Origin of the sequence: Streptomyces sp. 8N706, assembly GCF_052245415.1 — a bacterium.
In the GTDB taxonomy this organism is placed as follows: domain Bacteria; phylum Actinomycetota; class Actinomycetes; order Streptomycetales; family Streptomycetaceae; genus Streptomyces.
Window position 1 is genome coordinate 1 of record NZ_JBQQBW010000162.1, and the last position, 12027, is coordinate 12027.

The 12027-nt window shown below is 71.6% G+C and carries 9 protein-coding genes, 1 tRNA gene and 1 pseudogene; 7 read left to right on the plus strand and 4 right to left on the minus strand.

Annotated elements, in window-relative coordinates; genetic code table 11:
• Positions 1-622: lipopolysaccharide biosynthesis protein (locus ACTWQE_RS32100; protein WP_443332610.1), on the plus strand; the 622-nt coding region annotated here is incomplete at its 5' end.
• Entirely contained in the window at positions 619-1803 is a 1185-nt protein-coding gene (locus ACTWQE_RS32105) for a GNAT family N-acetyltransferase (RefSeq protein WP_443332611.1), read from the plus strand. The genes ACTWQE_RS32100 and ACTWQE_RS32105, both read left to right, overlap by 4 nt.
• Positions 1804-1827: 24 nt before the next feature.
• Here the strand turns inward: ACTWQE_RS32105 and ACTWQE_RS32110 are convergent, their stop codons facing one another.
• Complete coding sequence (locus ACTWQE_RS32110) at positions 1828-2946, minus strand: glycoside hydrolase family 26 protein (RefSeq protein ID WP_443332612.1); 1119 nt, start codon at positions 2944-2946, stop codon at positions 1828-1830.
• Positions 2947-3236: 290 nt separating this feature from the next.
• On the opposite strand from ACTWQE_RS32110, the gene ACTWQE_RS32115 reads away from it, so the two are divergent.
• Entirely contained in the window at positions 3237-4379 is a 1143-nt protein-coding gene (locus ACTWQE_RS32115; protein WP_443332613.1) for a carboxylate--amine ligase, read from the plus strand.
• Between the two features lie 238 nt (positions 4380-4617).
• A complete protein-coding gene (locus tag ACTWQE_RS32120; protein ID WP_443332614.1) occupies positions 4618-5829 on the plus strand; it encodes an NAD(P)-binding domain-containing protein in 1212 nt (403 codons plus the stop codon).
• 132 nt (positions 5830-5961) lie between these two features.
• Here ACTWQE_RS32120 and ACTWQE_RS32125 read toward each other — a convergent pair.
• Positions 5962-6046 (minus strand) — tRNA-Leu (locus ACTWQE_RS32125).
• Between the two features lie 244 nt (positions 6047-6290).
• On the opposite strand from ACTWQE_RS32125, the gene ACTWQE_RS32130 reads away from it, so the two are divergent.
• Complete coding sequence (locus ACTWQE_RS32130; RefSeq protein ID WP_443332615.1) at positions 6291-7625, plus strand: M20/M25/M40 family metallo-hydrolase; 1335 nt, start codon at positions 6291-6293, stop codon at positions 7623-7625.
• Between the two features lie 394 nt (positions 7626-8019).
• A complete protein-coding gene (locus ACTWQE_RS32135) occupies positions 8020-8781 on the plus strand; it encodes a chaplin (RefSeq protein WP_443332616.1) in 762 nt (253 codons plus the stop codon).
• Positions 8782-8857: 76 nt separating this feature from the next.
• On the opposite strand, the gene ACTWQE_RS32140 is transcribed toward ACTWQE_RS32135, so the two are convergent.
• Positions 8858-9046 carry a DUF5703 family protein gene (locus ACTWQE_RS32140; RefSeq protein ID WP_443332617.1) on the minus strand — a complete coding sequence of 63 codons (189 nt, stop codon included), beginning with the start codon at positions 9044-9046 and terminating at the stop codon, positions 8858-8860.
• 47 nt (positions 9047-9093) lie between these two features.
• On the opposite strand from ACTWQE_RS32140, the gene ACTWQE_RS32145 reads away from it, so the two are divergent.
• A complete protein-coding gene (locus tag ACTWQE_RS32145) occupies positions 9094-9774 on the plus strand; it encodes a hypothetical protein (protein ID WP_443332618.1) in 681 nt (226 codons plus the stop codon).
• Between the two features lie 155 nt (positions 9775-9929).
• Here the strand turns inward: ACTWQE_RS32145 and ACTWQE_RS32150 are convergent.
• A pseudogene (locus ACTWQE_RS32150) lies at positions 9930-12027 on the minus strand (helix-hairpin-helix domain-containing protein); the annotation flags it as partial.

The window sequence follows — 12027 nt, forward strand, 5'->3', positions numbered from 1 at the left end:
GCCCTTCCGTATGCCCACCCCCCTGCCCCTCTGGTGGCCCGTGGCGCTGTTCGCCGTGATCGGGGCTCTCTTCGGCACGACGTACGGCGTGCTGAAGGCTCCCAAGTACACCGCCACCAGCTATGTGGTCGTGGCCCCGGGCAAGTCCTCGGACCCGGTCACCGCCCTCGGGTTCGCTCATGCCTACGGACGTGTCGTCACCAAGGGCGCCGTCCTCAACAACGCCCAGACGGCCGCCGGAATGACGGCGGAAGCCCTCAGGACGAGCGTCCAGGCCGTCACCTCGCCCGACGCTCCCATGATCGAGATCAACGGCAGCGGCCTGCATGCCGACCAGGCGGCCGCCAACGCCAACGAGGTCGCCCGGGCCCTCACCTCGTACGGCAACTCCTCCGCGGCCAAAACCGGCGTACGGCTGGCCGTGCTCTCCAAGGCGCTCATCCCCACGGCCCCCAGCTCCCCGAACGCGAAGATCGCCGGAGGCGTCGGCGCCTGCGCCGGGGGTCTCGTGGGCTGCCTCGCCATGCTGGTCCAGCCCGGCAGCCGCCGCGGCGCCGCCGGTGCGGGCGGCTCCGCGGCCGCCGGAGGGCAGTCTGCCGTCGCCAAGGAGGGCGCCAGATGACGACGGAGACCACCGCGCGGCCGAGGCCGCGGTGGCAGCCGTCCACCGGACTGTCCGTGGCACTGTGCAGTGACCCGGAGCGCTTCGCACGGCTCGCCCCCGAGTGGAACGATCTGCACAGGCGCTGCCGCAGTGCCACCCCGTTCCAGACCCACGCCTGGCTGCACTCCTGGTGGCTGTCCTACGGGATCCCCGGCCGTCTGCGGCTGCTGCTGGTACGCCGCGAGGGGCTGCTGGTGGGGGCGGCCCCGCTGATACTGACGTACCGTCCGATGCCGGCGCTCGCCCCCCTCGGGGGCCCCATCTCGGACTTCCTCGACGTGCTGATCGACGACGCCTGTGCCGCCACCACGGCATCCGCGCTGGTCCACGGGCTGAGCAGGGCGGCGCAGAGCGCCGTCGTCGATCTGCGCGAAGTACGTCCCGGGGCCGCGGCCGACCGGATCTTCGATCTGTGGCCCGGCCCCAAGCGCCGCGTGGACGACTCGGTGTGCCTCGAACTCCCCGGCATCCCGGTCGAGGAGCTGCTGGCGCGGATGCCCACGTCCAGCGCCCGCCGCTCACGCACCAAGCTCCGTAAACTCGACACGCTCGACCTCCAGGACCGCAGCGTGCCCCAGCACGAGGTCCCCGGTGCCGTCGTGACCATGCTGCGGCTGCACGGCCTCCAGTGGCAGGGCCGGGGAGTGACCCCCGAACACGTCAGACCGCGCTTCGCCGCACATCTGCTCCGTGCCGTCCCACCGATGGTCGGAGCCGGGGACGCCCTCGTCACCGAGTACCGCCTCGGCGGCAGGGTGCTGGCCGTGGATGTGACGCTGATGTCGAGGAATCTCTCCGGCGGCTATCTCTACGGGGCGCACCCCGATCTCCGGGCGGCCAAGGCCGACATCAACACCATGCTGCTGCGCCACGACGCCGCCTACGCGGCCAGGACGGGCCGCATGCTCAGCCTGATGCGCGGAAACGAGTTCTACAAGCACCACTGGCGACCCGAGACCGTCACCAACCAGCGTCTGCTCCTGGCCCGTCGCGAACTGGAGCCGGCGCTGCTGCTGTACGCCGCCCAAGTGGTGGGCCGGTCCCGGTTGGCCGAGGAGATCCGGGCCCGGATTCCGGCGCTGCTCGCCTGGCGCAGCAGGGTCAACAACTGGCGTGCGGGCGGGGCGGGGCCGCGATGAGTGCGGCCCCGCCGTGCCGCCCGGTCAGGTGTCCCGCCAGCTGAACCTGATGCACAGCCGGCGCTGGCCGAAGAACGGCTCCAGCAACGGCCCCAGATCCAGCGGCAGACAGTCGGCCTCCGTCCCCGGCTGATGCCGGCGCGGACGGGAGTGCTGCAGAGCCCGGAACACCCGTGAGGCCCGCGGATTCTCGGCGCAGCGCCACACGCCGTGCGGGCAGTAGTCCGTGATGGTGTGGTACTCCGGCGGATTCTCAGAGATCCACTGCAGCATTCTGCGCATGTACCGGGGATTGTCGCCGTAGCGGAAGAGCCCCCATTCCGGATACGACGTCGGCTTGTTGTGCCTCTCGGCGAATTCCACCTGGGCCCGCAGTCCGAAGGGCTGCTCGACCTGCTCGTCGAAACTCTTCCCCGGCGGCTGGTCGTAGGAGTCCATGCCGATGATGTCGACCACGTCGTCGCCCGGATAGCACTCCGTCCAGCCGATCGCGTCCTTCCCGCGGCTCGGAGCGAAATCGAAGCGGAAGCGCTGGCCCGGAACCGAGCGCATGGTGGTGACGATCCCCATCCAGTACGCCTTCCAGGCCTCGGGGTCCGGCGCACAACGGCCGGTGTATGTCGTGCCGTTCATCTCCCAGCCGAGCACGATCACCGTATCCGGCACCCCCAGGGCCACAAGCCGCGAGGCCAGGGTACGGAAGTGCTCGTCGAAGTCCCCCTGTGCTCCCCTCTCCAGGAGAGCGGCCACCTCCGCGTCCGGAATGCCGTGCTCGTTGCGGTCCAACATCGGGACATTGAGCACCAACAGCCGCCCCGGATCTTCACGCCGCCAGTCCGCCCACGCCTGGAGCAGACGGAGGTCCCCCTCGATGTCGGTCCAGTGATTTCCCGGAAGGTAGGTATGGCCCACGCGCAACTCGGTCCCGCCCAGCCAGTGCTCCATCCCGGCGATCCGCTCCACGCCTTCGGGGCCCGAACCGAGGAACGCACCCCAGGGAACTCCCTCACTCGGATCCGGATGCCAGGTGCGCGGTACGCCCTGCGGGGAACCTGGAGTCGCTATGGCCGCGCCGGCGAGGAGCACGATCGCGGTGACCGCCCCGAGGCAGGTGGACGCCAGTCTCCGTGACGGGTGGGACATGGCTACTCCTTCCGGCGTGCAACTCGCACCAGCTGCATACCCCCTGACAGTAAATGGGACGTATTTCGCACAGTCTCATTGAATGGATTCTGATAGTCCGTTCGTGAATTCATCGCCCGCACGGCCCATCGACCCGAAGGGGAGCAGTGCACCACGACTCCGCGGCTCACCCCGCTCCACGACCCGACTTCGACACCGGTGTGCCGGCATTGCTGATCCGCCTTGATGCCAATCCCTTTCACCACGGCACCCTGGGGGCCGTCAGATCCCTTGGCAGAGCGGGAATCGAGGTGCACACGCTCGTCGAATCCCCGGCCAGTCCGGTCAACCGTTCACGCTTTCTGCACCGGGCGCACAGCTGGCCCTCCGGCAGCCCGTCCATCGACCAGTTGTATATGGCGCTCTGTCAGATCGCCGACCACATCGGGCGTCCCGCCGTTCTGATCCCCATGGACGACATCAGCGCCATCGCCGCCGACCGGATCGCCGAACGGCTGACGGGCAGTTACCTGACACCAGATCAGCCCGACGGCCTCCCGGGCAGGGTGGCCGACAAGGCGGAGCTGGCCGAGCTGTGCCGGAGCGCCGGGGTGGCACATCCGTTGACGGTGATTCCCGGCAACGGACGGGAGGCGGCCGGCTTCGCTCAGGACCTGGGCCTGCCCGTGGTGGCCAAGTGGAGCCGGCCGTGGCTGCTGCCCCGGGCCGCCGGGCTGCGTAGCACGACACTCGTCCGCACGCCCGACGAGGCGCGGACGCTCTACGAGCACAGCGGACGGGCCGGCAGCCCTCTGCTGCTCCAGCAGCACATTCCCGGCGGGCGCGGCACGGACTGGTTCTTCCACGGCTGCTTCGGCGCGGAATCGGGCTGTCTGATCGGAGGATCGGGCCGCAAGGAGCTCGCCTGGCCGGTCCGCACCGGGCTGACGGCCGTCGGCACCTGGCTTCCCAATGCCGAAGTGGAGCGTGCGGCGCACGGATTGGCCGAGCGGCTGGGCTACCGCGGCATCCTCGACCTCGACTTCCGGCGCGACACCGCGACGGGCCGGTACCACCTGCTCGACTTCAACCCCCGCCCGGGCGCGCAGTTCCGCCTCTTCACCCACCGGACCGGGCTGGATGTCGTACGCGCCCTGCACCTGTACCTCACCGGCCGGCCGGTCGCCGCCCCGCAACCCGTCCCCGGCCGGGTCTTCGTGGCGGAGAACTACGCGCTCCTGTCCGGGCTCGCCACCGCCACCACGGCGCGTCCTCGCGCCGCCGTCCGCGGGATGCGTCATCCGGGTGCGCGCCACCGGGCCGCGGAGACCGCCTGGTTCGCCGCCGACGACCCCGCGCCGTTCGCGGCCATGGCCGCCGGGTGGCTGGGGCGGGGCGGGCTGAAGGGACTGCGGCGGCTGAGGCCCCGGCCGGCGGCGGTCATGGCTCCCTGACCCCCGGGGCCGGGCGGTGAGACCCGGGCCTCCGAGCCCGCCCGGTTCCCCGCCCCCGGCTTCCGACAACCCCGCCCCCGAGACCCCGCCCCCGAGACCCCGCCCCCGAGACCCCGCCCGAGACCCCGCCCCCGAGACGTCCAGCCCCCGGAATCCCAGACCACCCAGCTCCTGACACCACCCAGCTTCCGAGACCCCACAGCGCACGATCCTCACGACGAGAGAGCGGAAAGCATCCATGTACGACCTGGTAGTCGTCGGCGCGGGCCCCTACGGACTGTCCATCGCGGCACACGCGGCCGCGGCCGGACTGCGGTTGCGCGTACTCGGCCGTCCGATGGCCTCGTGGCGGGACCACATGCCCGCGGGCATGTTCCTCAAGTCGGAGCCCTGGTCCTCGAATCTGTCCGACCCCAGCGGTGATCGCACCCTGTCCGCCTACTGTGCGTCCCGCGGGCTGCCGGCCGAGCACGGCAGCCCGATGTCCATCGGCACCTTCACGGACTACGGCATGTGGTTCGCCGATCAGGCCGTACCGCGCGTCGACGAGCAGACCGTGACCGCCGTACGGCCCCGTGGCGACGGCTTCGTCATCGGCACCGAGGACGGCGAGACGATCCCCGCCCGCAATGTCGCCCTCGCGGTCGGGGTGATGCCGTTGGTCCATGTCCCCGAGCCGCTCGAGGGCCTCCCGGACGGCCTCGCCTCGCACAGCAGTGACCACAGTGACCTGTCGGGGTTCAAGGGCAAGGACGTCACCGTGATCGGAGCGGGGCAGGCCGCACTGGAGACCGCCGCGCTGCTGGCCGAGGAGGGCGCGACCGCCCATGTCGTGGCCCGCGCGGACCGCCTCAACTGGAACACCCCGCCCCAGCCCCTGGACCGCAGCCTCGTCCGCTCCCTCCGCGACCCGCACTGCGGGCTGGGTACGGGCTGGCCGAGCTGGGTCTGGTCCGAGATCCCCTGGGCCGTCCGCCGGCTGCCGGGCTCCACCCGGGCGCGGATCGCGGCCACCGCGCTCGGCCCGGCCGGAGCGTGGTGGCTGCGCGAGCGCTTCGAGAGCGGGGTGCCGGTCATGATGGGCCAGCGGCTGCGGGCGGCGGTCCCCTCGGGCGCGGGCGTACGCCTGGAGTTCACCACCGCCGACGGGGCCCGGACCTCCGTCGAGACGGAGCATGTGATCGCGGCCACCGGCTTCACCCCCGACCTCGCACGGCTGCCCATGCTGGACCCGGCTCTCCGCGCGGGGCTCCGCAGGGTGGCCGGAAGCGGGGGCCCCGAGCTGAACGCCCGGTTCGAGTCCTCCCGCCCCGGCCTCTTCTTCGCCGGTCTGCTGACCGCCCCGTCGTTCGGTCCGTCCATGCGCTTCGTCTACGGGTCGGGGTTCACCGCGAAACGCCTGGTCCGCGGGGTACGTCGGCGCCTGGGAAGCAGGACCGCGCGAGCCTGACCCCGGCTCGCGGGACGGACTCCGGAACTGGGCCCGGCTCGGCTACCGACTCCGGAAAGGGCAGAAAACGAACCGCGGGCCGAGGTGAACCTCGGCCCGCGGCTCCGTCACTCCTCCGGAAGGAGCGTTCTGTGTCCGAGGGGGGACTTGAACCCCCACGCCCGATAAAGGGCACTAGCACCTCAAGCTAGCGCGTCTGCCATTCCGCCACCCGGACAAGGTGTCCGTCGTCCGGCGCGCGGCCGTTCCGACGGAGAAAACCATAGCAAACGCCGGAGGGTGCTCGATCAACCGGACGAGCGGTCGGCACCGTCTCCGGCGGCCCTCCCGTGAAGGGGGTATGACAGCGGCATTTCGGCCTTGGGCTGGGGCGCCGGGCGCGGGAGGATGACCGTGGACCACGCTGCGGGCGGGCCCGCGCCCAGGGGGGCGCCCGTGGCAGCGAACCATGAGGAGGCAGCGTGAGCGAGTCGAGTTCGGCCGCGACGAGCAGCACCGTCACCGGCGAGGACGAGGTCGTCGACCTCTGCCGGGATCTGATCCGGATCGACACGAGCAACTACGGCGACCACTCGGGGCCCGGCGAGCGGGCCGCCGCCGAGTACGTCGCCGAGAAGCTCGCGGAGGTGGGGCTCGAGCCGAAGATCTTCGAGTCGCATCCCGGCCGTGCCTCGACGGTCGCGCGGATCGAGGGAGAAGACCCGTCGCGGCCCGCGCTGCTCATCCACGGCCATACGGATGTCGTCCCGGCCAACGCCGACGACTGGACCCACCACCCCTTCTCCGGCGAGATCGCCGACGGCTGCGTCTGGGGCCGTGGCGCGGTCGACATGAAGGACATGGACGCGATGACCCTCGCCGTCGTACGGGAGCGGCTGCGCAGCGGCCGCAAACCCCCGCGCGACATAGTGCTCGCCTTTCTCGCCGACGAGGAGGCCGGCGGCGTCTACGGTGCGCGCCACCTGGTCAACGAGCACCCGGACCTCTTCGAGGGGGTGACCGAGGCGATCGGGGAGGTCGGCGGCTTCTCCTTCACGGTCAACGAGCACCTGCGGCTCTATCTGGTGGAGACCGCCCAGAAGGGCATGCACTGGATGCGCCTCACGGTGGACGGGACCGCGGGCCACGGCTCGATGACCAACGACGACAACGCCATCACCGAACTGTGCGAGGCGGTCGGGCGCCTCGGCCGCCACCGGTTCCCGGTACGGGTGACCAAGACCGTACGGTCCTTCCTCGACGAGCTGTCCGACGCGCTGGGCACTCCGCTCGACCCGGAGGACATGGAGGCGACGCTCGCCAAGCTCGGGGGCATCTCGAAGATCATCGGGGCCACGCTGCGCAACACGGCGGCCCCGACCATGCTGGGGTCGGGCTACAAGGTCAACGTCATTCCGGGGCAGGCCACCGCCCATGTCGACGGCCGGTTCCTGCCCGGGTTCGAAGAGGAGTTCCTCGCCGATCTCGACCGCATCCTCGGGCCGCGCGTCAGGCGTGAGGACGTGCACGCCGACAAGGCGCTCGAGACCAGCTTCGACGGCGGGCTGGTGGACGCGATGCAGTCCGCGCTCAAGGCGGAGGATCCGATCGCGCATGCCGTGCCGTACATGCTCTCCGGCGGAACGGACGCCAAGTCGTTCGACGATCTCGGCATTCGCTGCTTCGGATTCGCTCCGCTCCAGCTGCCGCCCGAGCTCGATTTCGCGGGAATGTTCCATGGAGTGGACGAGCGGGTTCCCGTGGACGGTCTGAAGTTCGGTGTCCGGGTGCTCGACCGGTTCCTGGACCAGAGCTGACCCGTGCCTTGTGCATGCACGGAGCGCCGAATCCGAAAAACCTCTGATGCGCGATTCGGACGCGCTTGGTCAGAAAGAGTGAACGGACGGACGGCCCCGTAGCCCGGTTCCCCCCTTCTCGTTACAGGCAATGCGGTCTCACTGAGGCCGCATTGCCAACTAGGAGGACGAATGATCCAGAAGGTTGCCGCGGTCGCGGCTGCCACTGGCGGTCTGGACCCGTCTTCGGCAACACCTGCATCCATCAGCGAGGTTGTGCCGCAACCCATGAGGGTGTGATCCCGGTGGGCGCCGAGTGTGCGCGATGCACTCCACGGCGCGGGGATGTGGCGAGCGGGAATTCGCCCGCAAGCCTTCCGAAGGCAATAGGTAAAGGCAGTAGGGGAGCGAACTCATGCGACAGGTCGCGAGAAAGAGCCTGATCACGGTTGCGGCTGCGAGTGGTGTACTCGCCGTGACCGGTGGCTACGCGCACGCGGACGCAAACGCCGAGGGAAGTGCGCGAAACTCTCCGGGCGTCGCGTCCGGCAATACGATCCAGGCGCCGGTCCATATTCCGATCAACGTCTGCGGTAACACCATCACCGCCGTCGGCCTGCTCAACCCGGCCGTGGGGAACAGGTGCACCAACGGCTCGGACGGCGGGAGCGGCTCGAACGGGAGTGGCGGGGTCCGTGGCGACGCCATCGGCTCGCCCGGCCTGGGGTCGGGCAACGCCGTTCAGACGCCCGTGCACACGCCGGTGAACGCCTGCGGCATCACGGGATCCGGTGGCGGGTTCCTGAACCCCGCCCTGGGCAGCAAGTGCGTCAACGGCTCGCAGGGCAGCCCGGAGCAGCCCGAGGAACCGGAGGAGCCCGGCGAGCCGGGCGAACCGGGCGAGCCGGAGAACCCTGGCAACCCTGAGAACCCGGACAACCCCGGTAACCCTGACACTCCGGACAACCCCGGTAACGGTGGGTCCTCGGAGGAGCCGGGCGAGGTGGAGGGCTCATCGGGCCGCCGCAACACGCCGCCCGCGGCGCAGCCCCAGGTCGAGGGACAGCTGGCGCAGACCGGCGCCGAGACGCTGGGGGTCGTTCTGCCCGCGGCCGCCGCGATGCTGCTCGGCGGTACGGTGCTCTACCGCCGCGCGAAGGTGGCGTCGCGGCCGTAGAGCCGCACGCGACGCAAGAACGCACGACGGAGCGGGGCCCCGCGGCTGCGGGGCCCGCTCCTTTTGGCGTTCCGGGTCACCAGGTGGCACGCAGTTGGCGAATGATCCGACGGCGCAGCCGCACCCTGCGGCTGCCGTCGGGGTTCAGGCGCAGACGGTCCAACTCCCAGTGCCCGTACTCGGCATGTTCGGTCAGCAGACGGGTCGTGGCCTTGCGGGACACCCCCCGCGGCACGTACACGTCACGAAATTCGTATTCCGGCATCGAATCTATTGTGCGGGCAGTGCCCCTCTACGGATAGCGTCTGCACTATGTCTGATGCTGCGCAGCCATCCGCTACCGAGGTACGCGCCGCCGCCGAGGCGGTCAAGGCCGCCCTGGACCGCCACCTCCACGCGGTCGAGGGACGGTCGGGGGAAGACGATCCGGCCGTCTACGCCGCTTTCAATGAGCTGGCCGCGGCGGCGGAGGAGTACGACGAGCTGCTGTACGACGCCTACGACGAGGTCACTCCCTTCGAGATCCCGGGCGACGGCACGCTGCCGGTCTACACCGGGCCCGAGGAGCCGAGCGCGATCAGTGTGCTGATCCGGCGGGACTATACGGTCGTCGAACCACCCCGGCTGCTCTCCCAGGCGCGGCGGGTCGCCGAGCTCGACCCGGACGTCGACGCCGACGAGGCCGCGGGGCAGAACGGCACCGCGAGCCAGGCGGGCAGCAGCGTCCATGCCGCACTGGGCGTGGTGTTCGGAGAGTTCGAGCCGGACGAGATCGCCTCCCGGCACAAGGAGTTCGGACTGGAGGAAGGCGACTCCACGCTCTGGGTCTCGGCCGCCGATGAGGTGTCGGAACCGGGGGAGTGGCTGAACGCGCCGTTCGACGAGGCCGACCCCGAGCGGGTGGTCTGCCGCTTCGACGTCAGTGCCGTCTTCGACGAAGAGCTGGACGAGGACGACGAGGAGGAACTGGAGACGCTCGACTCCGATCGATGAAGCGTCTCCACCCGTCACTGAGGCCTCACCGCCGGCCGACGGCGAGGTCTCAGTGACGGGCAGCCAGGGCATCACCGCCGGGGTGGGTGAGGCCTCACCGTCGGCCGAGCACTCACCGGCCGGGCGGGCAAGGTCTCACACCGGCCGGGCGGGCCTCACCCGGCCGGTGGGGTGAAGGTCTGCAGCAGCGTCCGCAGCCGGGTCGTACGCTCCTTCACCGGCACCTCGGCCACCGCGCGCGGCAGCGCCTGGTCGGCGCCGTGCACCACCGAGAGATGGCTCTCGGCACGGCTGAAGGCGGTATAGACCCAGGACCGGGTCAGCGCCTGGGTGGCATCGCCCGGCAGCACGACGACGGCGGCGGGCCATCGTGCCCCGGCGGCCTGGTGTGCGGTGACCGCCCAGCCGTGGCGTACGGCGTCGCCCACGCGTCCGGGCGGGACGACGACGGCCGAGCCCGCACAGTCCAGGTGCAGCCCGTCGGCGTCCGCCGACACGACCGTGCCGGGCAGGATCCGCCCCGGGGCCGGGACGTAGGCGACCCGGTCGCCCGGATCGAAGCCTCCGAAGCGCCCGGGGCCGGGGTTCAGCCGTTCCTTCAGCGCCTGGTTCAGCGCCCGGGTCCCCGCCGCTCCGCCGTGACCAAGGGTGATGACCTGGGTACGCTCCGCCGGGATGCCGATGGCCCGCGGGACCGAGTCGGCGACCAGCTGCACGGTGCGGTGCACCGCTTCCCCTGCGTCGCGCACCGGGACGATCACGACCTCCTTGCCGGGTGCCTCGACCTGGTTCAGCTCGCCGATTCCGATACCCGAGACGAGTTCACCGATGGGTCCCGGGTCGGGGGTGCGGGAGGCCACCTGGGGGCAGATACGCGCGGTCAGGACATCGGCGAACACCCTGCCGGGGCCGGCCGACCACAGCACGCCCGGGTCGCCGCTCAGGACCAGCCGGGTCCCGTCCGGAAGGGACTCGACCAGCATGGCGGCCGTCTCCACATCCAACTGCGGGGCGTCCAGCACCACGAGCACATCGAGCGCGAGCGCGCCCTCGGGGTCCCGGCCGGGCCCCTCGGCGCCCGAGAGCAGACCGGCGACGGTGACCGCCGCGCCGGTGCCACCGCTCGTACCGCCGCCGTGCACGTCCTCTCCCGGAGCCTGGGGCCGGTCCCCGGTCCCGGCCAGGGACGCGTCGATCACGTCGGCCAGCCGCCGGCGGCCGTCCTCGCTGTGCGCGGCGGCGTAGGCCCGCAGTCCGAGGGCCCGGGCGGCGGCGACGACGGCCGCGGACTCGGCGCGGGCCGCCTCACCGCCGGTATGGGCCACCAGACCGCTTGATGCCACGGCATGGATCAGCTCGGCGGCGGACGGGGATGCCGCCGTCTCCGCTGCTGCCTGCCAGCCTGCGGTGGAGGTCCCGGCGGCGGCTTCGGTGCGTGCTGCGTCGGTGCCTTCGCCGGCCGGGGCGCCGGGCCCGGAAGCGGAAGCCGAGAAGGTGTTGACCAGCCGGGCGAGGCCGTCGGCGAGGCTCTCCTCGGCGAGTGCGTACCGGTCGAGGCCCAGCAGGATCCGGACGGGCCGCTCCTCGTCCTCCTCGGCGGACTCCGTCCGCGACGTACCGGGGGAGTCCAGGGCGTCCTGGAACACCAGCACTCCGCCTTCCGCGATGGCGGACTGCAGCGCGTCCTCGGGGTCCGGCACCGAGCGCTGGGCGAGCGCGGCGCTGAGGGTCCCGGGCTCCAGGGCCGTGTGCCCTTCGAGCGCGGCCCGCTCCAGCAGCCAGTGGATGAGCGCCTGGGCCCGCCGCTCGTCGTCGGGTCCGCAGGCCTCGCCGAGAAGGGCACGGGCGAAGCCGTCGGCCTGTTCGGGTCGCACGCCGGGTACGGCGAGCAGCTGCCAGGGATCCTCGCGCAGTGTCTAGGCAGCGCGGTCGCCGAGCGCCTCGAGGACGTCGTCGGCCAGGGCCTCGGGCGCGCCCCCGGCCGTCAGCACCTCACGCACGGTGGAGGCCCGCGCCGACCGCTCCGCGGAGGGCGGCCCGGTGCGTACGGGGGCGGGACCAGCGGGGGCTCCACCACCTCCCGGTGCGGGCGCCCGGCCGGGAGCCGGGGCGGATGCGGGACGGCTCGGCGCCGGGCGCGGCGGCGCGGCCGGACGGCTGCGCTCGGAGAAGAAGGAGGCCGCGGACCTCTCGCCGCTCTCCACGGCACGCACTGCCGCGGCGAGCTCCTGGGCCGCCGCGGACCGCCCGCCT

Bases quoted from the DNA above. Each gene is read 5' to 3' on its own strand.
- ACTWQE_RS32105 (WP_443332611.1), top strand. From the start codon at position 619: ATGACGACGGAGACCACCGCGCGGCCGAGGCCGCGGTGGCAGCCGTCC.
- ACTWQE_RS32110 (WP_443332612.1), bottom strand. From the start codon at position 2,946: ATGTCCCACCCGTCACGGAGACTGGCGTCCACCTGCCTCGGGGCGGTC.
- ACTWQE_RS32120 (WP_443332614.1), top strand. From the start codon at position 4,618: ATGTACGACCTGGTAGTCGTCGGCGCGGGCCCCTACGGACTGTCCATC.
- ACTWQE_RS32135 (WP_443332616.1), top strand. From the start codon at position 8,020: ATGCGACAGGTCGCGAGAAAGAGCCTGATCACGGTTGCGGCTGCGAGT.
- ACTWQE_RS32140 (WP_443332617.1), bottom strand. From the start codon at position 9,046: ATGCCGGAATACGAATTTCGTGACGTGTACGTGCCGCGGGGGGTGTCC.
- ACTWQE_RS32145 (WP_443332618.1), top strand. From the start codon at position 9,094: ATGTCTGATGCTGCGCAGCCATCCGCTACCGAGGTACGCGCCGCCGCC.